This is a genomic window from Arcobacter sp. s6 (assembly GCF_040884245.1).
In the GTDB taxonomy this organism is placed as follows: domain Bacteria; phylum Campylobacterota; class Campylobacteria; order Campylobacterales; family Arcobacteraceae; genus Aliarcobacter.
In genome coordinates, this window is record NZ_JBEVTN010000003.1 from 37,510 (window position 1) to 63,387 (window position 25,878).

Consider the following 25,878-nt stretch of genomic DNA (forward strand, 5'->3'; position numbering starts at 1 on the left):
AGTGAAACTTAATTTAATCTGATTTTTTTCATCATAAATGTATATAAAATAGTCATTTTTAATGTTTTTTGAGAAAAAATATCAAAATGCTATTTTGATGCTATTTTTCTCCTAATTTTACGATTTTTGTGTAATTTTAAGGATTCTTTTTTGAGCTTTTAAATTGTTGCAAAATCAATCCTAAAATAATAATTATTAATCCAAAAATTGTAGATATATAAATTTGCTCACCTACAATAAAATATATAAATATTAAAGAGATAAAAGGTGAGATGAAAATTAGATTTGCAATCTTTGAAGTTGATGTTGCACTTTGCATTGCTTTTAACCAAAAGAAAAAAGTAATTCCCATTTCAAATAATCCAACATAAGAAGCTGCTAGTATTCCTTTTATATCTGGAAGAACTAAAGGTTGAGTTATAAGAAAATAAATAATAACAATTGGAATTGAGACTAAAAAATTTGAAAACAAACCAACTATTGGATCAGCCTTTTGCTTAGTATTTATAATCCAATACATAGACCATAATACGGTTGATAGCAATGCTAATATAACTCCATCAATGTTTGAAAAATTTAATGAAAAAGGCTCACCTTTTGTAGATATAATCAAAACACCAAAGTAGCATATTATACCTGCAAGGATATCTTTGAATGTTAATTTTTGTTTTAAAAAAATTACAGATAAAAAAGCTAACATTAATGCCCAAGTATAATTTATAGCTTGAGCTTCTTGGGCTGGTAATAAATCATAGGCTTTAAATAAAACTAAATAGTATAAAAATGGATTTATTAAACCTAGAATAAAAACTAATTTATAGTTATTTATTATATGAATTTTTACATCATTGATTTTTTTTTGATAAAAAATTATTAACCATAAAACTATTGAAGAAAACAGTGAAGAGTATAAAACTAATTCGGATGGACTTAAATACTGTAAAGAAACTTTAAAAGCAGTTGCAACTGTTGACCAAAAAAATATTGCGATTAGTGCATATTTATATGCTTGATTTTGATTTTTGATAATTAAACCTTAAAAAATTTATCTAATTGTAGTAAATAAAGTTTAATTATAATTTAATTTTTTGTTTTATTAATTTATAAATATAAATTGCTTTTTTCTTAAATTTGCTTCTAGTTGAAAAGTATCTATCTTTTATTGATTTTTTTAATTCATAAGATTTATCTTTAATCATTATATATATTGAAGAGTTTTTGATTTTTGAAATTATTAATAATAGATAGTTATAAGAATACTCAAACCATTTAAATTCTAATAATTTTGATTTAGTAATATTGAAAAACCAAAAAATAAAAGCAGCAACGGGTACTTTTAATATATATATAACTACAGCGCTTGAAATATGTCCAGAAACAAATAAAATACCTGCATAAATACCAATTAATTCCACAATAATAAATGTGCTAAGAAAAAATATCAAGATTACATAGGAATTTAAAGATAAGATTTTTGGAATAAGTTTAGTAAATATTTGAAGACTTGAAATAAGTTTAATAAGAGGTTTAGCAAACTTTTCCCAAACTAATTCTTCAAATATTATATAAATAAATACTAAAACAATTAAAATTATATTTAGTATTTTTTTATACATGATTTATAAAGCTTTTACTTTTTTAATTCTTCTATAGTACCAAAGAGCTAAAATAGCTAATAAAACTAATATAATAATAATTATAGTATGTAAATACTCTTTGATTAAAACTTCATTCCCACCTAAGAAATATCCTAGTAATGTAAGTATAATAACCCAAATACCAGCACCTAAACTTGTATAAATACAAAATACAAATAAATTCATACGAGCCAGTCCAGCAGGAAATGAGATATATTGTCTAACAGCAGGTATTAATCTTCCTGAGAAAGTTGAAATATGTCCATGTGATTTAAAAAACTCTTCCATTTTAACAATAGTAGGCTCTTTTATAAAAAAGTATTTCCCATATTTAATTAAAAATTTTCTTCCAAATTTAATAGCTAAATAGTAATTAAATAAAGCACCTGCAAGAGAACCTAAGATTCCTACAGCAATTGCTATATACATATTCATTTCACCTTTATAAGCTAAATAACCAGCAGGAATCATAACTACTTCAGAAGGGAAAGGGAAAAATGAGCTTTCAAGAAACATCATTAAAAAAATACCTATATAGCCTAAACTTCCTACAGTTTCAACTATAAAATTAACAATACTTGTAAGCAAGTGGATCCTTTAGATTAGTTTTTTCCATTTTGATATTGAGTTATTAATAAGTTCAAATATTATATCATTTGTTGGTTCTATTTCATCAAAATAATCAGAAACTATTTTTAAAACGTAAAAGTCTTTAATATTTTCTTTACAAATTTGAGAGAAGAATTGTGCTTGTTTATCAACTAATAAAGTTTCTAAATTTTCATCAGTTTCAAGTGGTTTTTCTATAGTAGTAATGTTAGCAAAATTTAATCCACCAATAAATCTATTAGTACAAAAAAGTGTTCCAAGGGCAATTGAACCATCACTACAAGATGCAATACTTAAATCAAATGCTTTAGAAATTGAATAGTTTTTAAAAATATAATCCAAAGACTTAACTATTAAATCTTTACTTACTCCAGATATTATAAGTAAGATATCATCATTGGAATATATTTTATTTTCGTAAGAGTTTTCTAATTCTTTCAAATTAAAAAATTTGATAATCGGATTTGCTTCGATTATCGAGGTTGTGTGAATTAAGATCTTTGACATTAAATCAAACTAAGGCCTAAGCCAAAGTTTTACTTTCTTTTAAGTTCTTTAATTCTTGCAGCTTTACCTTTTAATCCTCTTAAGAAGTTTAATTTAGCTCTTCTTACTCTACCTTTTCTAATTACTTCAAAAGATTTTAAAGATTCAGAATATAATGGGAAAATTCTTTCAACACCGATTGAGTTTGCACCAATTTTTCTAACTGTAAAAGTTGAGTCTACACCGTTTCCACTTCTACCGATAACAATACCTTCGAAAGTTTGAACTCTTTTTTTCTCACCTTCTTTAATTTCAACACCAAGTCTTACAGTATCTCCTGCTCTAAATTGAGGGATCTCTTTTGACTCTATTTGAGCTGCTTCAAAACTAGCTATATATCTATTTTTCATCGTTTTTCCTTATTAGGTCTATAATATTTTGTCTTACAATTGGACATCTGGAATTTTAAGTCGGAAATTTTACTATGATTTCCCTTTAAGAATTCTTTAACAACACTTAATTTTTGAAAAATTTCAGGTTTGGTAAAAGATGGTGCTTCTAAAAGGTTGTTTTCATAGCTCTCAACATCCAAAGAATCGGCATTTCCTAAAACTTTTTCAACATTTCTTGAAATAGCGTCAGCCATCACAAGAGAGGGTAATTCTCCCCCTGTTAAAATAAATTCTCCTATAGAAAACACTTCATTTGCATATTTTTCTATAACTCTTTCATCAATTCCTTCATATCTTCCACTAACAAAAACAATGTTTTCTTTCTTAGCTAGTCGCTTTGCATCATTTTGTCTAAATGGCTTCGCAGCAGCTAATGGAAAAACAATATAAGCATCTTTGTTTTTACTCTTTATTTCATCTAAGCAATCAAATAATGGCTGACAAGTAAGAAGCATTCCTGCTCCTCCACCAACCATTTGATCATCAACTTTTTTATGCTTATTAGTCGTAAAATCCCTTGGATTATAAAACTCATAAGATATAAAATTTGATTCAATTGCTCTTTTTAATATAGAGTCATAGAAATATGGCTCAATCAAATTTGGGAAAAGTGTTACAAAAGTAAATTTCAAACTTAAATTCACATACCTTATATAATAAAGTATGTTCTCCTTTTTTCTTGGAATCATACCATATTTATTTTTATTTATAATTAAGCATTAATTATTTACACTTCGCACTTATTTATAAAAAAGGTTTTATTTGAAATTACTTAAGGGTTTTGGAAAAAAATATTTCACACTATCAGCAATACAAGCACATTCTGTTGCACCAAAATTACATAGTGTAATTACATCATATAAAAATCATTTAAATAAAAAACTATCAATATCTTCAAAAGATGAAAATGAAGAAGATGAATCTGTCCCAATTTTACAAGAAAGCTTGATATCTTGCTTTATACAAAAAAGTAAACCTTGTCATTGTGATTGTGTTTTTAGAAGAAAAACTGCATTAGCAGTAACTCTCTTTAAATTTATTCCTAGATGTCCTTATTATGACACATTCTTCGCATTTAGAAGATCAGGTGTTCACCCTCCTTTCATTTATTTTAATTAAACAAATCAAAATTCAAAACAAAATATTAAATTAAAAGGCAAAAAAAATGCAAAAGAGTTATGTAATAGGATTTCCAAGAATTGGAGAAAAAAGAGAGCTTAAAAAAGTTCTAGAAAAATACTGGTCAAAACAAAGTGATTTTAATGAAGTTAAATATGTGGCACGTCAATTAAAAAGACGACATTGGAACTACCAAAAACAAGCTAACATTAGTTTTATATCATCTAATGATTTTTCACTTTATGATAATGTGCTTGATACAACTATTCTTCTAGGAGCAATACCAAAAAGATTTGAACATTTAAAAGATGAAGAACTATATTTCACAATGGCTAGAGGAAATGATTCTTGTCCGGCAATGGAAATGACTAAATGGTTTAATACAAACTATCATTATATAGTTCCTGAAATTTCTAAAAACACTACTTTTAAACTAAATAGTAAAAAAATCATTGAAGAGTATAATGAAGCTAAAGAGTTAGGATTAAAAACAAAAATAAATTTAATTGGTCCCATCACATATTTAGGTCTTTCAAAAAGTATTGATAATTCTGATGTTTTTTTTCAAATTAATAATGTAGTAAAAATTTATAAAGAATTACTAGAAGAGATATCAAAACTTGATGATGAAATTATTGTTCAATTTGATGAACCATTATTTGTAAAAGATATTGATACAAAAGTATTATCTTTAATTAAACCTGTATATGATGAGCTTTCAAATAGTATTTCAAATATAAAAGTAGTAGTTGCAACTTATTTTGAACATTCAAATGAAGCTACAAAAATATTAGTAAATACTTCTATTTGGGCATTAGCTTTAGATTTTATTTATGGTGAAAAAAACTTAGAAGTATTAGAAGAAATAAATAATTCAAATAAAACTTTAATTGCAGGAGTTATTGATGGAAGAAATATTTGGAAAAGTGATTTCAAAAAGAAAATAGATTTACTAGAAAAAATTTCTTCACATATAAATAAAGATAAATTGATTGTATCTACCTCTTGTTCTCTTCTTCATGTACCTTTTTCTTTAAAATATGAAGATAACTTAGCTAAAGAAATAAAATCTTGGTTAGCTTTTGCTTGTGAAAAATTAAATGAACTTTCACTTGTAAGTAAAGATTTTTTTGATGTGGATTTAAATTTAGAAGAGATTTCAACTATCAAAAGAAATTTAGAAGATAATATCCAAAGAAAAACATCTAGTAAAATTCATAATTTAGAAATTCAAAATGAAATAAAAAATTTAAAACTTTTTGAAAGAGTAGATAAGTTCAAAGAGAGAATAAAAATTCAAAGAGAGTTTTTCAATTATGATTATCTAACAACTACAACAATTGGTTCATTTCCACAAACCCCTGAAATTAGAGAAAATAGAAAAAAATTCAAAGAAAATTGTATCTCAAAAGAAGAGTATGAAAAAGAAATAAAAAAATATATTGATGATTGTATTTCATTTCAAGAAGAAATAGGACTTGATGTATTAGTTCATGGGGAACCTGAAAGAAATGATATGGTTGAGTATTTTGGTGAGATGTTAGATGGATTTGCATTTACACAAAATGCTTGGGTTCAGTCTTATGGTAGTAGATGTGTAAAACCTCCTCTAATCTATGGAGATGTAAATAGAGCAAATCCAATGACTGTTAGTTGGATAACTTATGCCCAAAGTAAAACTTCAAAAGTTGTAAAAGGTATGTTAACAGGTCCTGTTACAATTTTAAACTGGTCATTTGTAAGAGATGATATAAAAAGAAGTGAAGTAGCAAAACAAATCGCTCTTGCCATTGCAAAAGAAGTTGATGATTTGCAAAAAGCTGGAATAAAAATGATTCAAGTTGATGAAGCTGCATTTAAAGAAGGTTATCCTCTACGAGTTGAAAATATTAAAACTTATGAAAAATGGGCTGTTTATAATTTCAAACTAAGTGTTAGTTTAGCTGCTATTGATACACAAATTCATACCCATATGTGTTATAGTGAGTTTAATGATATTATAAAAACTATAGAAGAAATGGATGCAGATGTTATTTCAATAGAAACAGCACGAAGTGGAAATAGACTATTAAAAATCTTTAAAGAAGTTGCATATAAACAAGAAGTAGGACCTGGAATTTATGATATTCATAGTCCAAGAATTCCAAGTGTAGATGAAATGGTAAAACAAATAAAAGCTTTACTTGAAGTTTTACCAAAAGAGCAATTATGGATAAATCCTGATTGTGGATTAAAAACTAGAAAATGGCCTGAAGTAAAACAAAGTTTAAAAAATATGGTTGAAGCTGTAAATATAATAAAAAATAAATTTAACTAGAGTTTTTTACTCTAGTTAAATTATTATTCAATTAAATACTTAATTATGCTAAAACATATTTTTAGATAAGATTCAAAAAAAAAATAAGAAAAGAAAACATGATTACATTAAATGATATAAAAGATGCGAAAAGAAGACTAACAGGAACTGTTCTAAATACTCCTTTAGTAAAAGCTCCAATTCTAAGTAAAGATTTAAATTCAGAGATATATTTAAAAGAAGATAACTTACAATTAACAGGAAGTTTTAAAATCAGAGGTGCTTTCAATAAACTAGCAATAATGGATGACAAAAGAAGGAAAAATGGTGTAGTTGCTGCAAGTGCAGGAAACCATGCACAAGGTTTAGCATATGCAGCACAATATTTTAATTGTGAAGCAACTATTTTTATGCCAGAGGCAACACCTTTAACAAAAGTAAGTGGTGTTAAGTCATATGGAGCAAATGTAGTTTTAATTGGTGAAAATTTTGATGAAGCATATGCAACAGCAACAAAATTTGCTATTGAAAATGATAAAGAGTTCGTTCATCCATTTGCAGATGATGCTGTAATTGCAGGACAAGGAACTATTGCTTTAGAAATTTTAGAGAAAATTGATAATATGGAACAAATAATTGTACCAATTGGTGGAGGTGGATTAATTTCGGGAATTGCAATAGCGGCAAAAGCTATAAATCCTAATGTTAAAATTATAGGAGTTGTAGCATCAGGGGCTAGAGGAATGAAGGAATCATTTGAAGCTAGAATGCCTATTGATTCAGCATCTGTTAAAACCATTGCAGATGGAATTGCAGTTCGTGATGTAACACCTAAGCTTCTTGACATTATTTTAGAATATGTTGATGAAATAGTCGAAGTAACCGATAATGAAACTGCGAATGCTATTTTATTTTTACTTGAAAAACATAAGCTTGTGGTAGAAGGAGCAGGTGCTGTTGCAACCGCTGCTATTATGCATAAAAAAGTTAAAACGGATAACCAAAAAGTTTGTGCAATAGTAAGTGGTGGAAATATTGATGTAACAATGTTATCTCTTATTATTGATAAAGGATTAGTTAAATCTTTTAGAAAAATGAATCTTATCGTAACACTTATGGATAAACCAGGTGCATTAATGAGATTAACAGATGTTTTTACTAAAAGCTCTACAAATATTGTTCAAATAGATTACGATAGAAATTCGGTAAAGCTGGAGTTTGGTGAGGCTCATGTTACAATTGCCCTTGAAACAAAAGGTGAAGAACATCAAGAACTAATAAGAGAAAATTTGAAACAAAGTGGATATAGATTCAAACAAATCTAAGTTAATTTAATATCTTTAGAAAGTTTTTAGAAAACAAATATTATAATGCATGCATAATTTAGTATGTAGAAACAAAAAATAAAGGAAGAAAATGGAAGGAAGACTGTTTACATTCTTAGGAACTATCGGTGGACATGGACAAGAGTGGATAATCCTATCTCACTACGTTTTAGTTATTGGAATTATTTTCTTAATAGCAAGAGCAGCAACTAATAAATTACAATTAGTTCCAACAGGAGCACAAAATGTAATGGAAACATTTGTTGGTGGTATCATTACTATGGGTGCTGATACTATGGGTGAAAAAAATGCTAGAGTTTATATGCCGTTAATTGCATCATTAGCTATAGTTATTTTCGTAAGTAATATGATTGGAGTAATTCCTGGTTTTGAAGCTCCAACTAGTAATATCAACTTTACTTTATCTTTAGCATTAATAGTATTTGTTTACTATAACTATGTTGGAATTAAGAAAAATGGTTTTATTAACTATTTTAAACACTTTATGGGACCAATGCCAATTCTTGCTCCTTTAATGTTCCCAATTGAAATTATTTCTCATTTTTCAAGAATTATTTCATTATCATTCAGACTTTTTGGTTCAATTAGAGGGGATGATATGTTCCTTATGGTACTTTTAATGTTAGTACCTTGGTTATTACCTCTTCCTGGATTCTTCTTATTAACTGCGTTTGGTTTCTTACAAGCGTTTATTTTCAGTATATTAACTTATGTTTATATTGCTGGATCAGTTATGATGGAACACGAAGAACACTAAGAATTCTTAGAATTCCAACAAAAAGCACAAAAGGGAATAAGTTTTACTTATTCCCTTTTTTTATTGCCATAGGAAAATAAAATCATATGAATTACAATCTAAAACACTATCTAATAACGGATCCAAAATACTATACAAATGATAAAACTTTATTTGAAGATAAACTAATAAAAATTTTAGAAAATAAAAAAGTTGATATTGCATGTTTTAGAGATAAATACTCTAATAATTATAGAGAATTAGCAGAAACATTTATAAAAATTTGTAAAAATTTTAATATAAAAGAGATTTTATTAAATACAGATTATAAACTAGCTTATGAATTAAATGCAACAGGTGTTCATCTAAATTCAACACAATTCGAAAATATCAAAGAAGCAAAAAAACTAAAGTTAAATACAATTATATCTTGTCATAGTTTAGAAGATATTAAAAAAGCAAGAGATTTAAATTGTGATACAGTTACCTTTTCTCCTATATTTCACACACCAAATAAGGGTGAGCCAAAAGGAGTTTCAGAACTAAAAAAAGCAATTAATTTATATAAAGACATTAATATCATAGCTCTTGGTGGAATTATAAATGAAGAGCAAGTAAAGCAAGTAGAAGAAACAAAAGCTTATGCCTTTGCTTCTATTCGATATTTTATTTAGATCTCTTTTATAAAACTTTCATTTGAGTGCAAATAAACTAAATAGGCTTTTACTTCATTTGTATTAAATATATCTTTTATTGCTTTTTTATAAAAAGATACTTGAGCTATATGTTCAGGTAATCTATCTTTTGTAGTTTTATAATCTATAATATAATAAGTGCCATTTTTAAAAAGAAGTAAATCAATAATTTTTATTTCTTCTTTATATATAAGAGACTGCTCTGTTATGAATTCTGAATCTTTAACAATATTTTTAAAAGCATCATTTTGAACTAACAAGAAAATTCTATTTTCTATATCAATAAAATCAACTTCATTTAGATAATTTGAATATCTACTTCTAGCAAGTTTTAGTGAATAATCCAAACAATCAAGGCTAAATTCATTCATCATTTCTAAGCAATAGTGAGTTGTAATTCCAAAGTATTTTGCATGTAGATGATTTTCATCTAACTCTTTTTCTTTTGCTATTTGTTTATCTTGAGTTCCTAAATTCATAGGTGTATAAATAACCTTCTCAACCTTGTCATAATTTTTAGAAATATTTATACTCTCTTTTATAGTTCCAATTTTACAAGTACTCATATTTAAAATATCAAATACTGATGATTTTATTTTTTTAAATACTATCATATTATTTTTAGCCCTTGTTAATGCAACATATAAAATATTTATCTCATCTTCTAAACTTAAAGCTTTTTCTTTAGCAAGTGCTTTTTCATACTCTTTATTGTAGTTTTCATAGCCTTTTATTTTATAAAAAATATTTTTTAATTCCACACTATCATACTCAAAAAGAAGTGATGATTTATCTACATTCTTTCTTTTTATTCTATCAAGTAAAATTACAGTATTAAACTCCAATCCCTTTGATTTAAAAATAGTTAGTATTTGAAGACCAATAGATTCACTATTAACCATATTTGCATCAAGTTTATCTATTTCATAAACGAAATCTACAATATTATTGAAGCTAGAACTCACTTCAATAAGTTTGATGATATTTTCATCTATTATTTTTAAATTACTAGCTATCTCTTTTATTAAATCTTGAATAGATTTTTCTTCTAAAGAAACGAGTAAATCTAATTCATTTAATATTGATTTTCCAATAAGTGCATTTAAATTCTCTTTATAAATATCTTCTTTAAAATAGATATATTTAATTGCATTTATAATTGCTTTTACATTTTGTTGATTTATAAGTTTTGAAGTCATCTCAGTTGAGATTTTCAAAGATGGAAATTTTTGTTTTAAATAGTAGTATAGATTTAAAACATCAGCATTTGTATAAGTTAATATTGCTATATCATTTGAATTTACACCCTCTTGTAAAAGTGCTGCAATTTTTGATGCAACATTTATAAATTTTTCATCTTCGTCAAAAGCACTATCTTCAATTACTTCTATATAACCATCTTTTGCTATTGATTCTTGTTCAAAGTATTCATAATTTGGTAATTTTAAAAAAAGAGAATTTACGTAAGAAATTATATTTTCACATGAACGATAGTTTGTATTTAAGACTTCAACTTCAAGAAGTTTATTTGTATTTGCAACATAATCAAAAAGCTCTCTTTTCCCACCTCTGAATCTATAAATTGATTGTTTTGTATCTCCCACATAAAAAAATGTTTTAAATTTAGTTGCATCCCCTGAAAGTATCTCTTTTATTAAAGGCTCTAAAATTTTATATTGTAAAAGTGAAGTATCTTGAAACTCATCCATTAATATATGTGAAAACTGCGAATCTAATCTAAAATATAAAAACTCTTTATCAATTTTTGTTGATAATAGTTCGTAAACTAAATTTGAAATATCATTAAACTCTAAATAGTTTTTATTTTTATTAAATGAAAACTTAAAATCTTTAAACATTAAATACAACTCAAATAATTTACTAAGACTATAACCTGCTCTTAATTTATAATAAATAGCGATTTGTTCTTTTAATGTAGAAAAATAAGATTCAATTGTTTCATTTGCACATTTCTTAAAATATGAATAATCAGCTAATGTATCTTTTTCAAGCCAAGTTCTACCAAATAGATCATCAAATTTTTCAAAATCAACAGCTTTTATTGCACTATTACTTGCAACACTACAATTTAAAATCGCTTCTTTTATTTTAAAAGCATTTTCTAAAACCATATCTTTTTGTAAGTCAATTAATTTTGCATCAATATTTAAAATATCAATAGTTTCATTTTTTTCAAGTAAATTTTTAAATAGATCAAAAATAGAGTTAAACTTCTTTTTTTCATAGTGTGAAAAATCAATTAATATTTCAAATTGTTTAGAATCTAAAGATTCTAAAAACTTCATACTTAAAGTCTCAATATCATCTTCTTTTATTTCAAAATCATCTGAAATTCCAATATATCCACAAAATTCTCTAAGAATTTTATTAATAAATTTATCAATTGTAAAAATAGATAAAGTAGCATTTGAAAAAGATTTTACTAAAAAAGATTTTCTACCAAGAATTTCTTTTTTTGATAAATTTGATTGCTCAACAATTGCATTTAAGTATGCTTCATCATCTCCTAAAGTAAGAAGTGTTTTATAAATTCTTTCACTCATTTCATTTGCCGCTTTATTTGTAAATGTAAGAGTTAAAATCTCATTTGGTTTTGCACCAAGTAATAACAATGATATATATCGAACTGTTAGTGCAAAAGTTTTTCCACTTCCTGCACTAGCTTTTAGGGCTAAGTATTTTTTCATAAACGAATGATACTAAAGTAACAATTATAACTTACTATATTTCTTTAGATTAATTATTTTTTATTAAATTAATAAGATTCTTTTAGATATAATCTAGTCTCAAAAAATACTTAGGATAGTTTATATGCAAACAAAACATCAAAAAGTTCAAACCTTACTTGACGCAATTCCATATATTAAAAAGTTTTTCGGAAAAATAATTGTTATCAAATATGGAGGATCAGCTCAAACAAGCCCTGATTTAAAAGAAAAATTTGCGCAAGATATCGTTTTTCTTTCACTTCTAGGAATAAAACCTGTAATTGTTCATGGTGGTGGTTCAAGAATTACTGAACTTCTAAACAAACTAGAGATTCCATCAAGTTTTGTGGATGGTCATAGGGTTACGTGTGAAGAAAGTATGAGAGTTGTTGAAATGGTATTAAGTGGTGAAATTAATAAAAATATCACTTCTTTACTAAATCATCATGGTGCAAAAGCTATTGGTATTTCAGGTAAAGACTCAGCAATTATTAATGCCATTCCAAAAGATGGTGGTAGATTTGGATACACAGGTGAAATCACAAAAGTAAATGGAACAATGATTACTAATCTAATCAAAGAAGGATTTATTCCTGTTATTGCTCCAATTGCTGATAGTGCTGAACCTAACCATCCTGGATTTAATATAAATGCAGATGTTGCAGCTTGTGAAATAGCAGCTGCTGTTGGAGCTCAAAAAGTCTTATTTTTAACAGACACTATTGGAGTTTTAGATAAGAAGGGTAATTTAATTACTTCATTAGATAAAGAAAGTGTAGAAGCATATAAACTAGATGGAACAATAGCAGGAGGAATGATTCCAAAGGTTGATTCATGTATTGATGCTATTTATAATGGTGTAAATAAAGCACACATTATTGATGGAAGAGTTGAGCATTCTATTTTACTTGAGTTATTTACAAGTGATGGAATTGGTACTCAATTTGTAAGACGAGATAATCCAAACAATGATATTAATTTGGATAAATTATTAAACGACTAAATTAAATAAATAAAAATTCCCTTATTTTGGGATAATTTTAAGGAATATGAATGAATTTTATAGAAACAAGAGGAAATGACGGTATTAAACCAGTTGAAGTACCATTTAGTGAAGCGATTCTAAATCCAAGTACATCATTTGGAGGATTATATGTACCTGCATATTTACCAAAACTTGAAGATAACTTTTTACAAAATCATGTTAACTCTTCTTATAAAGAATTAGCTTATGATATTTTAAAAGCTTTTGAAATAGATATTGATGAATCTGAAATAAATAAAGCATTAGCTTTATATGATAACTTTGATAATCCTTTAAATCCATGTCCTGTAATAAAAGTGAAAAAAGATTTATTTGTACATGAACAATATCATGGTCCAACACGAGCTTTTAAAGATATGGCATTACAACCTTTTGGTTCAATTCTTTCTTCAATTGCAAAAAAAAGAGATGAAAAATATTTAATTTTAGCAGCAACTTCTGGTGATACAGGACCAGCAGCACTTAATACTTTTAAGAATAAAGAAAATATTCAAGTAGCTTGTTTATATCCAGATGGTGGAACTAGCGATGTTCAAAGACTTCAAATGGTTTGTGAAGATGGTAAAAACTTAAAAGTACTTGGAATAAAAGGTAATTTTGATGATGCACAAAATGCATTAAAACAATTATTAGCTTCTCAAACTTTTAAAGATGAATTAAAAAAAGACAATATTAAATTAAGTGCAGCAAATTCTGTGAATTTTGGAAGAATTATATTTCAAATCATTTATCACTTCTGGTCTTATATCCAACTTCTTAAAGAAAATGAAATTAAAAATGGTGATAAAATCTACTTAGTTGTTCCAAGTGGTAACTTTGGGAATGTTTTGGGTGGATTCTACGCACAAGAAATGGGAGTACCAATTGAAAAACTTTTAGTAGCATCAAATGAAAATAATATTCTTACACAATGGATTAACACAGGTATTTATGATATAAGAGATAAAGAATTAAAGCTTACAAAATCGCCTGCGATGGATATATTAAAATCATCAAATATTGAAAGAGTTATCTTTTCTCTTTATGGAGCACAAAGAACAAAAGAATTAATGGAAGACTTAAATAAAAATAATGTTTTCCATATGAGTGAAAACGAAACAAAAAAACTTCAAGAATATTTTTCTGCAGTTAATTCAGATGATACATTTGGAACAAGAACAATTAAAGAATTCTTAGATATTGGTTACTTAATGGATCCACATACTGCAACTTGTATAAAAGCATATAATACATTAAGAAAAAAAGACTTAAAAACAGTTATTTACTCAACTGCTGAATGGACAAAATTCTCACCAACAGTTTTAAATGCTTTAAATGAAAATGATACAAAATACGCTGATAAGGAAGCTTTAGAAGAAGTTTCTTCAAAATACGATGCTAATTTACCGCAAAGTATAAAAGATTTATTTAGTGCTAAAATTAATCACTCTTTAGTTATTGACAAAAAAGATATTGAAACAGAAATTGTAAAATTCATTAGAGAATCATAAGATTCTCTAATATTTATATTAAGAACTAAAAATACCTACATAAATGATAGATTGTGTCATTTATTCTCAAACTAATCTTAAAAAATAGCATTAACGTGACATAAGTCAATTCAATTTAAGTAATTTAGTAATATAATGACCAAATTCTAAATTAAAAAAAAGGAAGCCAAATATGTCTAAAGAAACAAATAGACGAGATTTTATTGGTTACTCATTTGCTGCAGTTGCTGCAGTAGGTGGAGCAGCATCGCTTGTTGGTATGAAACAAGCTTGGGATCCACTTCCAAGCGTACTTGCAGGTGGATTTACTGAGATAGATCTTGCACCATTAAAAGCTGGGACACCAGAAACTTTTACGTGGAGAGGGAAACCAATATTTGTACTTAAAAAGAGTGCTGATATGGAGAAAGCTGATAGAGATTTAGTAGTAGGAGAAGATAGATACACTGTTGCTATTGGTCTTTGTACTCACTTAGGATGTATTCCTGCGTGGAAAAAAGATATATGGAAATGTGCATGTCATGGTGGAGAGTTTAATGCTAGTGCTAAACAAACATTTGGACCTCCTCCAAGACCTCTTGATTTACCTCCATTTGAAGTAAAAGGAACTACAATCGTTTTAGGAAACGAAGGTCCAGAATACAAAGCTATCGCTGCTGCGATGATGGCATAAGGAGTAATAAATGGCAAAATTTGAAAAAGCTAACTCTGTTGGAGAATGGTTAGACCAAAGACTTAATCTAACTACTTTCAACAAGGTAATGATGACTGAATACTGGATTCCAAAAGATATTAACTTCTTATGGGCAATGGGAGTATTACTTGCTACTACTTTTGGTATTTTAATTATCTCAGGAATTTTCTTGATGATGTATTACAAACCAGATATTAATTTAGCATTTGATTCTGTTAACTACACAATTATGCAAGAAGTTGCTTTTGGTTGGTTATTTAGACATATGCATGGTGTTGCGGCATCTGTTGTATTCTTAATTATTTATATTCACATGTTTACTGGTATCTATTATGGTTCTTATAAACAAGGGAGAGAAATGATTTGGATTTCAGGTATGTTATTATTTATGACATTCTCTGCTGCTGGATTCTCTGGATATATGTTACCATGGGGACAAATGTCTTACTGGGCTGCAATGGTTATTACTAACTTATTTGGTGGAGTTCCAGTTATTGGAGATGCTTTAGTTGTATGGATTAGAGGTGACTTTAACGTTGCTGATGCTACTTTAACTAGATTCTTTATGTTACATGTATTCTTATTACCAATTACAATTATGGGTATTATTGGTGTTCACTTCTATACATTAAGAATTCCTCACGTAAATAATCAATCTTCTGAAGAATTTGATTTTGATGAAGAAGCTGAAAAATATTTAGCTGGAAATAAAAAAGAGTCAAAAGTTATTCCTTTCTGGCCTGTATTTATTTCTAAAGATTTAGCAGTATTAGGTGTATTCTTAATATTCTACTTCTACTTAGTATTCTTCCATTACAATTTTGCTATGGATCCAGTTAACTTCGATCCTGCTGATAACATGGTTACACCTGCTCATATTTATCCTGAGTGGTATTTCCTATGGTCATATGAAGTATTAAGAGGTTTCTTCTTTGATATTGCTGGATTTAAAGCATTTGATATTGGATTAATCGCATTTGCATTTGCTAATGGTATTTTCTTAGTATTACCATGGTTAGATAGAGATCCAAAAATTTTACCAGCACATAAAAGACCTGCGTTCTTTATTTGGTTCTGGATATTAATGGTTGACTTAATAGTATTAACTGTTTATGGTAAATTACCTCCAACAGGTACTAATGCATGGGTTGGATTCTTTGCAGCAGTAGCATTTATTGTATTATTTGTTGTACTTCCAATCGTTACTAAAATTGACGCTAAGAAAAGGGGATCACTATGAGAGAATTAAAAATACTAGCAGTAGTAGTAGCATTAACGCTTATTACTTACTGGGGAGTTGAGCCATTTGCTCACTCTCAAATGCATCCTCATGTAGCAGCTGCTGATTTTACATTCTCAGATGTGAAAAAAGATGTTGAAGATGTTACAGCATTACAAGGTGATGCAACAAATGGAGAGGCTTTAGTAACAGCAAACTGTACAGCTTGTCACTCAATTGAGTCTAAAGGTTTCCCACAAGTTATGGATAATGCAAGTTCAGCTGCTGCTTATGGTGTTACACCTCCTGATTTAGGATCTGCTGGGAAATTATATGATGCAACTTATTTAGCTGCATTTATTAAAAATCCTGCAGTTGCATCTAAAGTTGCTCATAAATTCGTTGATGGAAGAGCTCATCCAATGCCAAGTTATGACTGGATGCAACCACAAGAGATTGCAGATATGGTTGCATATTTAAAATCTATTGCGCCAAAAGAAATGACAAACAAAGAAGTATTCACTGATGCTTGTCAAAGATGTCACGCTATTAAATATGCTGATATGAAAGGTGGTTCAATGGCTGCATTTACACCAAATGCTGATATTAAACACTACATGGGGAAATTACCTCCAGATTTATCTCAATATATTAAATCAAGAGGACATGAGTATTTAGAAACTTTTGTTAACGACCCTCAAAAACACCTTGAAGGTACAGCAATGCCAAGAGTTGGATTAAATGAAGAATCTCAAGCTCAAGCTATTTCTTACTTGGAAGAAATTGGTGAATCTAAAAAAGCAGAGAGAGAAGAGTTAGGACCTAAATTCTTAATTTATATGGTAATCTTTGCAATCTTCGGATTCTTATGGAAAGCAAGTAAATGGAGAGATGTTCACTAAGAACATTTCTTCAAAATAAAATTAGTAAAAAAAAGGATAGATTGAATATCTATCCTTTTTTTATGTACAAATTATAAAATACTATAAAAGTATTTTTGAAGCAGCAGAAATAACTGCAGTTTCTGAACGAAGTATTAAATTAGAATTAAATCCAACAACATTATCTTTTGTAAATAATTCTCTTTCTTTATTAGAAAAACCACCTTCACAACCAATAACTAATGTTTTGATTTCATCACTTTTTTTATCAATAGAAATATTTGAAAAATCTAAAAAATAAATATCTTTATTTTCTTTTATAAATGTTTCTATATTTTTACATAATTCAAGCTTAATGATATTTGATCTTCCACATTGACAAGAAGAGTTTATTAATATCTTTTCTAGTTTTTCTATATTTATTTTAAAATTCTTTTGAGAATAATCACTATAAATGAAAGTAATTTTATCAACTCCCATTTCATTTAAAGATGCAATATGTTTTTCTATTGTTTTTGGATCAACAACACACCATCCTAGATGTAAACTTCTTTTATTTAAAAGAGTTTTTTCTTCACTTGAAATTAAATCTAATATCGCTCTTTTTTTATCAATATTATTTAATCTATATAAATAAAGATTATTATCTTTTAAATTTCTAAAATAAATCTCATCATCAATTTTATGTCGTCTAGCTTTTATTAAGTAATTATAAACATCATCTTTTATTTCTAAAATATTACCACCACAAAATTCATCATAAGTAAATTGCATTAAAATACCTTAGAAATAATATAAACAGCAATAATTACAGATATTTCAATTGTATAAATTTTTTTTGAATATGCAAAAAAATCATTTTGAAGTTCACTCTGATCATGTTTAATAACTCTCATTTTTTTATATCTTTTTATTTCAATAACTAATAAAAATATTGAAGCAGGGATCATTAAAGCAATTGTAAAACTAAAAGTTTTTGCATAAAAAGCAACAATTGTACCTGTATAAATAACTATAGCATTTGTTAAATGATATAAAGGTGTCATAAATTTTAATCTTTTTGCTAAAACAATAAAATTTCTTTCTCTTGTAACTGAATATAAATTAAATAACATAATTGCTAAAAAAAAGTATATTGTATAAACGTGGGTTTGAACCGCACTTTGCATTAATTCCATATATGTTTATCTCACTTTTAAAAAATTTTGGTATTATATCTAACTTGTCATAAGTTTTTATTTTAACTACAAAAGGAATAATATGGCTATTGCAGTACAAAAGGCTATAGATATAATTTCAAATCTAAATATTAATACAAATTTCGAAATCATACCAATAGAAAATGCTCTAGGAAGAATCTGCGCTCAAGAAGTAATCGCAAATAGTTTTTTACCAAAATTTAACAACTCTGCAATGGATGGTTACGCAATAATCTATGCAAATAAAAATAATGAATTAAAAATAATTGATACAATTTTTGCAGGTGATAATAATACAAAATTATTAGAAGAAAATACTTGTATAAAAATAATGACGGGTGCAAGAGTACCTGAAAATACTAGTGCTATTATTCCCAAAGAAGATACTCAAGAACTTAATGATAATAAAATAAGAATAACACAAAATGTTAAAGAATTTCAACATATAAGATATATTGGTGAAGATATTAAAAAAAATGATATTTTAATAAAAATAGGTGATGAGATAAATTTCTCTAAAATAACTCTTTTAAGTTCTCAAGGTTATTCACACATAAAAGTTTTTAAAAAACCAAAAATTGTTGTATTTGCAAGTGGAGAAGAGTTAAAACTTCATTATCAAAAAATAGAAGATCATCAAATTTACAATTCTAATACCCCAACTTTTATAGCACGAGCTAAAGAATTAGGTTGTGAAGTAACATTTATTGGTCAAGCAAAAGATAGTATTGAAGCAATAAAAGAACTTATTAATAACTCATTAGATGCTGATTTAATTATAACATCAGGTGGTGTCTCAGTTGGGGATGCTGACTTTACAAAAGCTGCTTTTGCTGAACTTAATTTTGAAACTATTTTTGATGGTATAAAAATTAAACCAGGGAAACCCACTGTTTTTGGAAAAATAAAAAACTCGTACATTTTAAATCTTCCAGGCAATCCACTAGCATCAGCATTAATTTTTGAACTATTTGGTAAACTAATAGTTCAAAAACTACTTGGTTCAAATGAAATTTATCCAAATTATATTTTAAGTAAAATTGATCAAACATTTAAAACAAAAAAAGGAAGAGCTACAATAATTCCTGGAATGTTTAATGGAGAATATTTTACTGTCTCACAAAATAGATCACCTGGAATGGTATCAGTTTTAAGTTCATGTAATTCAATGATAATTATTGATGAAGAAGTTGAAACAATAGAAAAAGAAAAATTAGTAAAAATTTTACCAATAAATTGGAAATTTTTAAGCACTATAGAAAAGGATTTTTTTACACATGAGTAGCAAATCTACTAGAAAAGCAATATGTATTTTAAGTGGTGGAATGGATTCAACACTAGCTTCATATATTGCTAAAAATGATGGCTATGAAATAATAGCTGTTCATTTTAATTATGGACAAAGAACAGAAAATAGAGAGTTAAAAGCATTTAGAGATATTTGTGATGATTTAAAAATATTAGAAAAATATGAAATTGATATTCCATTTTTCACACAAATTGGAGCTAGTGCTTTAACTGATAAAAATATTGATGTTCCAACAGGTGGTGTTGAAGCTGGAGTTCCCATAACATATGTACCATTTAGAAATGGTATTTTCCTTTCAATTACAGCTGCAATTGCTGAAAAAGAAGGAGCAACAGCTATGTACATAGGTGTTGTTCAAGAGGACAGTTCAGGATATCCTGATTGCACAGATGAATTTATTAATGATATGAAAAAAGCTATAAATCAAGGAACTAAAGAAGATACTCATATAGATATTATAACTCCTTTAGTACACCTATCAAAAGCTCAAATTGTCCAAGAAGCAATGAGACTTGGTGTACCTTTAGAGCATACATGGTCTTGTTATAAAGAAGAAGAACAAGCTTGTGGAGTTTGTGATTCATGCAGATTAAGATTAAATGGATTTGCTCAAGCAGGTTCAAAAGATCCAATACCTTACAAGGCTTCATAATGCATTGGAAGATTTCAAAAGAGTTTGAATTTTGTTATGGACATAGAGTTTGGTCACAAACTTTAAATACAGAATTTTCACTAGATGGATGTTTGAAATGTAGACATCTACATGGACATCAAGGAAAAATCTTAGTTTATTTAGAAGCTAGTGAATTAAATGATGGAATGGTTACTGATTTTAAACACCTTAATTGGTTTAAACAGTTTATTGATGACGTACTTGATCATAAATTTATTTTAGATATAAATGATCCACTATTTTCAACCCTACTTCCTCATCTTAATAAAAATGAATTAATAAAATTTGATGAAGGTTACCATTTAGCTGATTTAACAAAATTTATAGATAAAGAGATTCATATAAAAGAGTTATATGAAGGGTATGTAATAGTTGATTTTATTCCAACTAGTGAAAATTTATCAGCTTGGTTTTTAAAAATAGTTCAAAAAAAGATGGATAAATTAAATATAAAAGTTTCCCATGTAGAATTTCTAGAAACTCCAAAAAGCAAAAGTACTTTTTATGCTTGAAATAAATGAAATTTTTGGCCCAACAATTCAAGGAGAAGGCAAACTAGTAGGTACTCCTTCTGTTTTTATTAGATTTGGAAAATGCAACTTTAAATGTGAGGGTTTTGCAGTTGAATATGAAACTCCTAGTGGAATAAAAAAATGTGCTTGTGATACATATTATGCAGTGGACACAGAATTTAAAGATACATGGACTAAATATAAATCTTATGAAGAGATTGTAATTGAAGTTGATAAATTAATTTCAATATATCCATATAAATACAAAATTGATATAGTAATAACAGGTGGAGAACCACTTTTATATTGGAATAAAGAAGAGTTTCAAAAATTATTACAACATTATATTGAAGAAGGTCATAAAGTTACTATAGAAACAAATGGCTCTTTAAATTTAAATATAGATAAAGAATATCAAAAAAAACTACTCTTTTCTATGAGTGTAAAATTAAGTAATTCACTTGAACCTATAAAAAAAAGAATTAATATAAATACTTTAACAACTGTTTTAACGAATACTAAAGAATCATATTTAAAATTTGTAATTGGAAAAGATTTTTTAAATGATGCAAAAAAAGAGATAAATGAAATACTTTCATCTATTCCAAAATGTGACGTTTATCTAATGCCATTAGGTGATACAGCTGAACAGATTAATAAAAATTGTGAAGATGTTATAAATATGGCTATTGAAAATGGTTTTAAATATTGCGATAGATTACATATAAGAGTTTGGGACAATAAAAGAGGTGTTTAGCTATCTTGATACTTTTTTATAAAAGTGTTGATATAATAAACAATTAATGAGAAATTAAAAAGGATTAAAATGAAATTTACAGGTTCTAATGTATTAGTTACAGGTGCAAGTAGAGGGATTGGAGCAGAGATTGCAAAAACTCTTGCAGGTTTTGGACTAAAAGTTTGGATAAATTATAGAAGTGGCGCTGATGCTGCTCAAAAAATACAAGAAGAGATAGAAGCAACAGGTGGGAAAGCAGCAATTATTAAAGCTGATGTTACAAGTGAAGAAGAGTTTGCAGCTGCAATTAAAACAATAATTGATGCAGATGGAGAATTAGCTTATTTAGTAAATAATGCTGGTATTACAAAAGATAAATTAGCTTTAAGAATGAGTGTTGCTGATTTTAATGATGTTATTAGTGCAAACTTAACATCTGGATTTATTGGTTGTAAAGAAGCATTAAAAGTAATGAGTAAAAAAAGATTTGGTGCTGTTGTAAATATTTCTTCTATTGTTGGAGAGATGGGAAATGCTGGTCAAACTAATTATTCAGCTTCAAAAGGTGGATTAAATGCTATGACAAAATCATTTGCAAAAGAAGCAGCTTCTAGAGGAATTAGATATAACGCAGTAACTCCTGGATTTATACAAACAGATATGACTCATGAATTAAAAGCTGAAGTTAAGGCTGAATATGAAAAAAACATCCCTCTTTCAAGATTTGGAAATCCTTCTGAAATAGCTGATGCAGTGGCATTTTTATTAAGTGACCATTCATCTTATATTACAGGTGAAATATTAAAAGTTAATGGTGGGTTGTACGTTTAATTTCTTAATTGAAATTAAAAAATTAAATTTAAAAGAGTTTTTAAAAACTTTTTTGTTATAATACAAGAATAATTTTATAAAAGGAATAAATATGGCATTATTAGATGACGTAAAAGAAGTAGTTATTGAACAATTAGATTGTGATCCAGCAGAAGTAAAAGAAGATTCAAAATTTATTGAAGATTTAGGTGCTGACTCTTTAGACGTAGTTGAATTAGTTATGGCTTTAGAAGAAAAATTTGATATCGAAATCCCTGATGAAGATGCTGAAAAAATCTTAACAGTTGCAGACGCAATCAAATATATTGAAAATAACGCGTAATTTATAAAGTTAAATAGAAGATTAATCTCTTCTATTTATACATTTTAACTATTGAGTTTTTTATACAAAAGATTGAATAATTCAAATAATAAAAACATGGAGCATATTTAATGAGAAGAGTTGTTGTAACGGGTATTGGTACTATTAATTCTACAGGACATAACGTAAAAGATTCTTTTGAAGCTGTTGTAAATGGTGTTTGTGGTATTGATACTATAACACTATTTGATGCAAGTGAATTTTCTGTAAAAATTGCCGGAGAAGTGAAAGATTTTGATCCTACTACTGTAATGGATAAAAAAGAAGTAAAAAAAGCTGATAGATTTATTCAGTTAGGTATTAAAGCAGCACATGAAGCTATGATTGATTCAGGTTATGTAACAGCTGAAAATATAAAAGTTGATCCTTCAATTGCTGATAGATTTGGAATTATTTCAGGTTCAGGAATTGGTGGATTATCTACAATCGAAAGAAATTCAGTTGTTTGTGAAACAAAAGGTTCAAGAAAAGTTTCTCCTTTCTTTATTCCTTCTTCACTTGCAAATATGTTAAGTGGATTTATTTCTATTGAACATAATTTAAGAGGACCTTCATTAGCACACGTAACAGCTTGTGCAGCATCAACTCATGCTTTAAATGATGCTGTAAAAACTATTATGATTGGTGGAGCTGATAGAATTTTAGTTGTTGGAGCTGAATCAGCTATTTGTGGAGCAGGAGTTGCAGGATTTGCAGCGATGAAAGCATTATCTACAAGAAATGAAGATCCTAAAAAATCATCAAGACCTTTTGATATTGATAGAGATGGATTTGTTATGGGTGAAGGTGCAGGAGCACTTGTTGTTGAAGACTTAGAATTAGCCCTAGCAAGAGGAGCAAATATTTACGCTGAAATCATTGGATTTGGTGAATCAGGTGATGCAAATCATATCACAGCTCCTGTTATGGATGGTCCATTAAGAGCAATGCAAGCAGCATTTGAAATGGCAAAAAATATAACTGGTGAATATCCACAAATTGATTATATCAATGCACATGGTACTTCAACTCCAGTTGGTGATAAAAATGAAACAAAAGCTATTAAAGCATTATTTGAAGGTAAAAATGTACCATTAGTTTCTTCAACAAAAGGTCAAATTGGACATTGTTTAGGAGCAGCTGGTGCTATTGAAGCAATTTTCACTATAAAAGCATTAAATGAAGGAATAATTCCTCCAACAATTAATATTGAAAACCAAGATCCAGAATGTGATTTAGACTATATTGCAAATGTTGCAAGAAAAGTTGAATTAACTACAGTTATGAGTAATAACTTTGGTTTTGGTGGAACTAACGGTTCTGTTATATTTAAAAAATATACAAAATAATTAAAAAATAAACCTAAGATAAAAGAGCTAATAATATATTAGCTCTTTTTTTTTAAAAGGGAAATACATTGGCAGCTTACTTAGAATTCGAAGACAAAATCAAAAAAATTGAAGATGACATTATAATTGCTAAAACAAAGGCAGATGAACATGCTGTTGAAATTTTAGAAAAAAAACTTGAAAAAGAAGTTGAAAAAACTTTCAAAAATTTAAGTGATTATCAAAAACTTCAACTTGCACGTCATCCAGATAGACCTTATGCTCTTGATTATATAAATGGATTACTTACAAATGCATATGAAATTCATGGTGATAGACATTATGTAGATGATCATGCAATAGTATGTTACTTAGGATTTATTGGTCCACAAAAAGTATTAGTAATAGGTGAACAAAAAGGTAGAGGAACTAAAGACAAACTTTATAGAAACTTTGGAATGCCAAGTCCAGAAGGATATAGAAAAGCTTTAAGAGCTGCAAAAATGGCAGATAAATTCCAAATTCCGATTTTGATGTTAGTTGACACTCCAGGTGCATATCCAGGAATTGGAGCAGAAGAAAGAAATCAATCTGAAGCAATTGCAAGAAACTTATATGAGTTTGCGGACTTAACAACTCCAACTGTTTCAGTTGTAATTGGAGAAGGTGGTTCAGGTGGAGCTTTAGCTATTTCTGTTGCAGATAAATTAGCGATGATGAGATATTCTGTATATGCAGTTATTTCACCTGAAGGATGTAGTGCAATTTTATGGAATGATCCAACAAAAGTTGAAACTGCTGCAAATGCACTTAAAATTACAGCTGAAAACTTAAAAGAATTAAAACTAATTGATGATGTAATAAACGAACCATTAATTGGTGCACATAGAAAAAAAGAAGAAGCAATAAAAGCATTAAAAGACTATTTTTTAACATCTTTAAATGAATTAAAAAGTTTAACTCCAGCTCAAAGATATGAAAAAAAATATGAAAAAATTATGAATTTAGGTTCTTTTTTAGAAAAATAAATTTAACTATGGAAAAGTAAGAAAGAAGTATAAAACTTCTTCTTATCTTACTAATCTTCCAACTGGCTCTCCACCAATTAAATGAAAATGTAAATGATGTACTTCTTGACCACCATCATCTCCAATATTCGTAATCAATCTATAACCACTTTCTCTAATTCCTAATTTTGATGCAGTTTTTTGAATAAATTCAGTCATTGAAGCCATCACTTTTGGAGGCATTACATCAAAAGAATCATAATGCTCTTTTGGAATAATTAGAACATGAATTTTTCTTGTTGGATTAATATCATTAAATGCTAAAAAATTTTCATCTTCTAAAATAGTTTGATTTGGAATCTCACCTTTTACAATTTTACAGAATATACACATTATTTTTCCTTCAAATTAAATAGTAAAATATTATAACCAAACTCTAATAAATCTTTAAGTATAATCCCCAAAATACAGAAATAAAATAATCTATTAAAAAAATCATAGAAAAT

Annotated in this window: 28 protein-coding genes; 18 read left to right on the forward strand and 10 right to left on the reverse strand. The window is 27.5% G+C overall.

The window, feature by feature from the left end:
- Positions 1-136: 136 nt before the first annotated feature.
- Genes ABVS04_RS02180 through trmD form a run of 6 tightly spaced genes read right to left on the reverse strand, consistent with a single transcriptional unit; the run spans position 137 to position 3,816 of the window.
- Positions 137-1,030: a DMT family transporter gene (locus ABVS04_RS02180; protein ID WP_368029165.1), complete on the reverse strand. Its 894-nt coding sequence runs from the start codon at positions 1,028-1,030 to the stop codon at positions 137-139.
- 43 nt (positions 1,031-1,073) lie between these two features.
- Positions 1,074-1,616 carry a hypothetical protein gene (locus ABVS04_RS02185; protein ID WP_368029021.1) on the reverse strand — a complete coding sequence of 181 codons (543 nt, stop codon included), beginning with the start codon at positions 1,614-1,616 and terminating at the stop codon, positions 1,074-1,076.
- Positions 1,617-1,619: 3 nt separating this feature from the next.
- On the reverse strand, positions 1,620-2,225 hold the full coding sequence (locus tag ABVS04_RS02190; RefSeq protein WP_368029022.1) for a DedA family protein: 606 nt from the start codon (positions 2,223-2,225) through the stop codon (positions 1,620-1,622).
- 9 nt (positions 2,226-2,234) lie between these two features.
- Positions 2,235-2,753 (reverse strand): hypothetical protein, encoded by a 519-nt coding sequence (locus tag ABVS04_RS02195; RefSeq protein ID WP_368029023.1) that lies wholly within the window; start codon positions 2,751-2,753, stop codon positions 2,235-2,237.
- A gap of 29 nt (positions 2,754-2,782) precedes the next feature.
- Positions 2,783-3,142: a 50S ribosomal protein L19 gene (gene rplS / locus ABVS04_RS02200; RefSeq protein ID WP_172127705.1), complete on the reverse strand. Its 360-nt coding sequence runs from the start codon at positions 3,140-3,142 to the stop codon at positions 2,783-2,785.
- Positions 3,139-3,816, reverse strand: coding sequence for a tRNA (guanosine(37)-N1)-methyltransferase TrmD (gene trmD, locus ABVS04_RS02205; RefSeq protein WP_368029024.1), 678 nt, complete (start codon positions 3,814-3,816; stop codon positions 3,139-3,141). The genes rplS and trmD overlap by 4 nt, the downstream gene beginning before the upstream one ends.
- Positions 3,817-3,946: 130 nt before the next feature.
- On the opposite strand from trmD, the gene ABVS04_RS02210 reads away from it, so the two are divergent.
- The 5 genes from ABVS04_RS02210 to ABVS04_RS02230 all read left to right on the forward strand — a co-directional run bounded on the left by ABVS04_RS02210 (position 3,947) and on the right by ABVS04_RS02230 (position 9,355).
- Positions 3,947-4,303: a hypothetical protein gene (locus ABVS04_RS02210; RefSeq protein ID WP_368029025.1), complete on the forward strand. Its 357-nt coding sequence runs from the start codon at positions 3,947-3,949 to the stop codon at positions 4,301-4,303.
- 46 nt (positions 4,304-4,349) lie between these two features.
- A complete protein-coding gene (gene metE / locus ABVS04_RS02215; protein WP_368029026.1) occupies positions 4,350-6,620 on the forward strand; it encodes a 5-methyltetrahydropteroyltriglutamate--homocysteine S-methyltransferase in 2,271 nt (756 codons plus the stop codon).
- Positions 6,621-6,718: 98 nt separating this feature from the next.
- The gene (gene ilvA / locus ABVS04_RS02220) at positions 6,719-7,924 is read left to right on the forward strand and encodes a threonine ammonia-lyase (RefSeq protein ID WP_368029027.1); all 1,206 of its coding nucleotides are present in this window, start codon (positions 6,719-6,721) and stop codon (positions 7,922-7,924) included.
- Positions 7,925-8,015: 91 nt separating this feature from the next.
- Positions 8,016-8,702, forward strand: a complete 687-nt coding sequence (locus tag ABVS04_RS02225; protein WP_368029028.1) for a F0F1 ATP synthase subunit A — start codon at positions 8,016-8,018, stop codon at positions 8,700-8,702.
- Positions 8,703-8,788: 86 nt separating this feature from the next.
- Positions 8,789-9,355 (forward strand): thiamine phosphate synthase, encoded by a 567-nt coding sequence (locus ABVS04_RS02230; RefSeq protein ID WP_368029029.1) that lies wholly within the window; start codon positions 8,789-8,791, stop codon positions 9,353-9,355.
- Here the strand turns inward: ABVS04_RS02230 and ABVS04_RS02235 are convergent.
- Positions 9,352-12,084, reverse strand: coding sequence for a RecB-like helicase (locus ABVS04_RS02235; protein WP_368029030.1), 2,733 nt, complete (start codon positions 12,082-12,084; stop codon positions 9,352-9,354). The two genes, ABVS04_RS02230 and ABVS04_RS02235, sit on opposite strands and share 4 nt — an antisense overlap.
- Before the next feature lie 124 nt (positions 12,085-12,208).
- Here ABVS04_RS02235 and argB point away from each other — a divergent pair, with 124 nt between their 5' ends.
- The 5 genes from argB to ABVS04_RS02260 all read left to right on the forward strand — a co-directional run bounded on the left by argB (position 12,209) and on the right by ABVS04_RS02260 (position 17,455).
- A complete protein-coding gene (argB, locus tag ABVS04_RS02240; RefSeq protein WP_368029031.1) occupies positions 12,209-13,108 on the forward strand; it encodes an acetylglutamate kinase in 900 nt (299 codons plus the stop codon).
- Positions 13,109-13,158: 50 nt separating this feature from the next.
- Complete coding sequence (thrC, locus tag ABVS04_RS02245) at positions 13,159-14,640, forward strand: threonine synthase (protein WP_368029032.1); 1,482 nt, start codon at positions 13,159-13,161, stop codon at positions 14,638-14,640.
- A 172-nt stretch (positions 14,641-14,812) separates the two neighbouring features.
- Positions 14,813-15,313, forward strand: coding sequence for a ubiquinol-cytochrome c reductase iron-sulfur subunit (gene petA, locus ABVS04_RS02250; protein ID WP_368029033.1), 501 nt, complete (start codon positions 14,813-14,815; stop codon positions 15,311-15,313).
- Between the two features lie 10 nt (positions 15,314-15,323).
- Positions 15,324-16,574, forward strand: a complete 1,251-nt coding sequence (locus tag ABVS04_RS02255; protein ID WP_368029034.1) for a cytochrome bc complex cytochrome b subunit — start codon at positions 15,324-15,326, stop codon at positions 16,572-16,574.
- Entirely contained in the window at positions 16,571-17,455 is an 885-nt protein-coding gene (locus ABVS04_RS02260; RefSeq protein WP_368029036.1) for a c-type cytochrome, read from the forward strand. The genes ABVS04_RS02255 and ABVS04_RS02260 overlap by 4 nt, the downstream gene beginning before the upstream one ends.
- 81 nt (positions 17,456-17,536) lie before the next feature.
- On the opposite strand, the gene ABVS04_RS02265 is transcribed toward ABVS04_RS02260, so the two are convergent.
- Together ABVS04_RS02265 and ABVS04_RS02270 are read right to left on the reverse strand one after the other, a co-directional pair.
- Complete coding sequence (locus ABVS04_RS02265) at positions 17,537-18,208, reverse strand: 16S rRNA (uracil(1498)-N(3))-methyltransferase (RefSeq protein ID WP_368029037.1); 672 nt, start codon at positions 18,206-18,208, stop codon at positions 17,537-17,539.
- Positions 18,208-18,612 carry a hypothetical protein gene (locus ABVS04_RS02270; protein ID WP_368029038.1) on the reverse strand — a complete coding sequence of 135 codons (405 nt, stop codon included), beginning with the start codon at positions 18,610-18,612 and terminating at the stop codon, positions 18,208-18,210. Before ABVS04_RS02270 ends, ABVS04_RS02265 begins: the two co-directional genes overlap by 1 nt.
- A gap of 82 nt (positions 18,613-18,694) precedes the next feature.
- On the opposite strand from ABVS04_RS02270, the gene ABVS04_RS02275 reads away from it, so the two are divergent.
- The 8 genes from ABVS04_RS02275 to accA all read left to right on the forward strand — a co-directional run bounded on the left by ABVS04_RS02275 (position 18,695) and on the right by accA (position 25,393).
- Complete coding sequence (locus tag ABVS04_RS02275) at positions 18,695-19,918, forward strand: molybdopterin molybdotransferase MoeA (RefSeq protein WP_368029039.1); 1,224 nt, start codon at positions 18,695-18,697, stop codon at positions 19,916-19,918.
- Entirely contained in the window at positions 19,911-20,594 is a 684-nt protein-coding gene (gene queC, locus ABVS04_RS02280; RefSeq protein WP_368029040.1) for a 7-cyano-7-deazaguanine synthase QueC, read from the forward strand. Before ABVS04_RS02275 ends, queC begins: the two co-directional genes overlap by 8 nt.
- Positions 20,594-21,127, forward strand: coding sequence for a 6-carboxytetrahydropterin synthase (locus tag ABVS04_RS02285; RefSeq protein WP_368029041.1), 534 nt, complete (start codon positions 20,594-20,596; stop codon positions 21,125-21,127). The genes queC and ABVS04_RS02285 overlap by 1 nt, the downstream gene beginning before the upstream one ends.
- Complete coding sequence (locus tag ABVS04_RS02290) at positions 21,120-21,884, forward strand: 7-carboxy-7-deazaguanine synthase QueE (protein WP_368029042.1); 765 nt, start codon at positions 21,120-21,122, stop codon at positions 21,882-21,884. The genes ABVS04_RS02285 and ABVS04_RS02290 overlap by 8 nt, the downstream gene beginning before the upstream one ends.
- 69 nt (positions 21,885-21,953) lie before the next feature.
- Positions 21,954-22,697, forward strand: coding sequence for a 3-oxoacyl-ACP reductase FabG (fabG, locus tag ABVS04_RS02295; protein ID WP_368029043.1), 744 nt, complete (start codon positions 21,954-21,956; stop codon positions 22,695-22,697).
- 91 nt (positions 22,698-22,788) lie between these two features.
- Positions 22,789-23,019: an acyl carrier protein gene (acpP, locus tag ABVS04_RS02300; protein ID WP_108558705.1), complete on the forward strand. Its 231-nt coding sequence runs from the start codon at positions 22,789-22,791 to the stop codon at positions 23,017-23,019.
- A 110-nt stretch (positions 23,020-23,129) separates the two neighbouring features.
- The gene (locus ABVS04_RS02305; RefSeq protein ID WP_368029045.1) at positions 23,130-24,386 is read left to right on the forward strand and encodes a beta-ketoacyl-ACP synthase II; all 1,257 of its coding nucleotides are present in this window, start codon (positions 23,130-23,132) and stop codon (positions 24,384-24,386) included.
- Positions 24,387-24,454: 68 nt separating this feature from the next.
- Positions 24,455-25,393: an acetyl-CoA carboxylase carboxyl transferase subunit alpha gene (gene accA / locus ABVS04_RS02310; protein WP_368029047.1), complete on the forward strand. Its 939-nt coding sequence runs from the start codon at positions 24,455-24,457 to the stop codon at positions 25,391-25,393.
- A gap of 42 nt (positions 25,394-25,435) precedes the next feature.
- On the opposite strand, the gene ABVS04_RS02315 is transcribed toward accA, so the two are convergent.
- The gene (locus ABVS04_RS02315; protein WP_368029048.1) at positions 25,436-25,765 is read right to left on the reverse strand and encodes a histidine triad nucleotide-binding protein; all 330 of its coding nucleotides are present in this window, start codon (positions 25,763-25,765) and stop codon (positions 25,436-25,438) included.
- Between the last annotated feature and the right edge of the window lie 113 nt (positions 25,766-25,878).

Coding starts and splice junctions, on each gene's coding strand:
- ABVS04_RS02285 (WP_368029041.1), top strand. CDS start 20,594: ATGCATTGGAAGATTTCAAAAGAGTTTGAATTTTGTTATGGACATAGA.
- ABVS04_RS02270 (WP_368029038.1), bottom strand. CDS start 18,612: ATGGAATTAATGCAAAGTGCGGTTCAAACCCACGTTTATACAATATAC.
- rplS (WP_172127705.1), bottom strand. CDS start 3,142: ATGAAAAATAGATATATAGCTAGTTTTGAAGCAGCTCAAATAGAGTCA.
- ilvA (WP_368029027.1), top strand. CDS start 6,719: ATGATTACATTAAATGATATAAAAGATGCGAAAAGAAGACTAACAGGA.
- petA (WP_368029033.1), top strand. CDS start 14,813: ATGTCTAAAGAAACAAATAGACGAGATTTTATTGGTTACTCATTTGCT.
- argB (WP_368029031.1), top strand. CDS start 12,209: ATGCAAACAAAACATCAAAAAGTTCAAACCTTACTTGACGCAATTCCA.
- ABVS04_RS02315 (WP_368029048.1), bottom strand. CDS start 25,765: ATGTGTATATTCTGTAAAATTGTAAAAGGTGAGATTCCAAATCAAACT.
- ABVS04_RS02260 (WP_368029036.1), top strand. CDS start 16,571: ATGAGAGAATTAAAAATACTAGCAGTAGTAGTAGCATTAACGCTTATT.
- fabG (WP_368029043.1), top strand. CDS start 21,954: ATGAAATTTACAGGTTCTAATGTATTAGTTACAGGTGCAAGTAGAGGG.
- ABVS04_RS02185 (WP_368029021.1), bottom strand. CDS start 1,616: ATGTATAAAAAAATACTAAATATAATTTTAATTGTTTTAGTATTTATT.
- ABVS04_RS02230 (WP_368029029.1), top strand. CDS start 8,789: ATGAATTACAATCTAAAACACTATCTAATAACGGATCCAAAATACTAT.
- ABVS04_RS02275 (WP_368029039.1), top strand. CDS start 18,695: ATGGCTATTGCAGTACAAAAGGCTATAGATATAATTTCAAATCTAAAT.
- acpP (WP_108558705.1), top strand. CDS start 22,789: ATGGCATTATTAGATGACGTAAAAGAAGTAGTTATTGAACAATTAGAT.
- ABVS04_RS02225 (WP_368029028.1), top strand. CDS start 8,016: ATGGAAGGAAGACTGTTTACATTCTTAGGAACTATCGGTGGACATGGA.
- ABVS04_RS02195 (WP_368029023.1), bottom strand. CDS start 2,753: ATGTCAAAGATCTTAATTCACACAACCTCGATAATCGAAGCAAATCCG.
- metE (WP_368029026.1), top strand. CDS start 4,350: ATGCAAAAGAGTTATGTAATAGGATTTCCAAGAATTGGAGAAAAAAGA.
- ABVS04_RS02305 (WP_368029045.1), top strand. CDS start 23,130: ATGAGAAGAGTTGTTGTAACGGGTATTGGTACTATTAATTCTACAGGA.
- ABVS04_RS02290 (WP_368029042.1), top strand. CDS start 21,120: ATGCTTGAAATAAATGAAATTTTTGGCCCAACAATTCAAGGAGAAGGC.
- ABVS04_RS02265 (WP_368029037.1), bottom strand. CDS start 18,208: ATGCAATTTACTTATGATGAATTTTGTGGTGGTAATATTTTAGAAATA.
- queC (WP_368029040.1), top strand. CDS start 19,911: ATGAGTAGCAAATCTACTAGAAAAGCAATATGTATTTTAAGTGGTGGA.
- ABVS04_RS02235 (WP_368029030.1), bottom strand. CDS start 12,084: ATGAAAAAATACTTAGCCCTAAAAGCTAGTGCAGGAAGTGGAAAAACT.
- ABVS04_RS02255 (WP_368029034.1), top strand. CDS start 15,324: ATGGCAAAATTTGAAAAAGCTAACTCTGTTGGAGAATGGTTAGACCAA.
- thrC (WP_368029032.1), top strand. CDS start 13,159: ATGAATTTTATAGAAACAAGAGGAAATGACGGTATTAAACCAGTTGAA.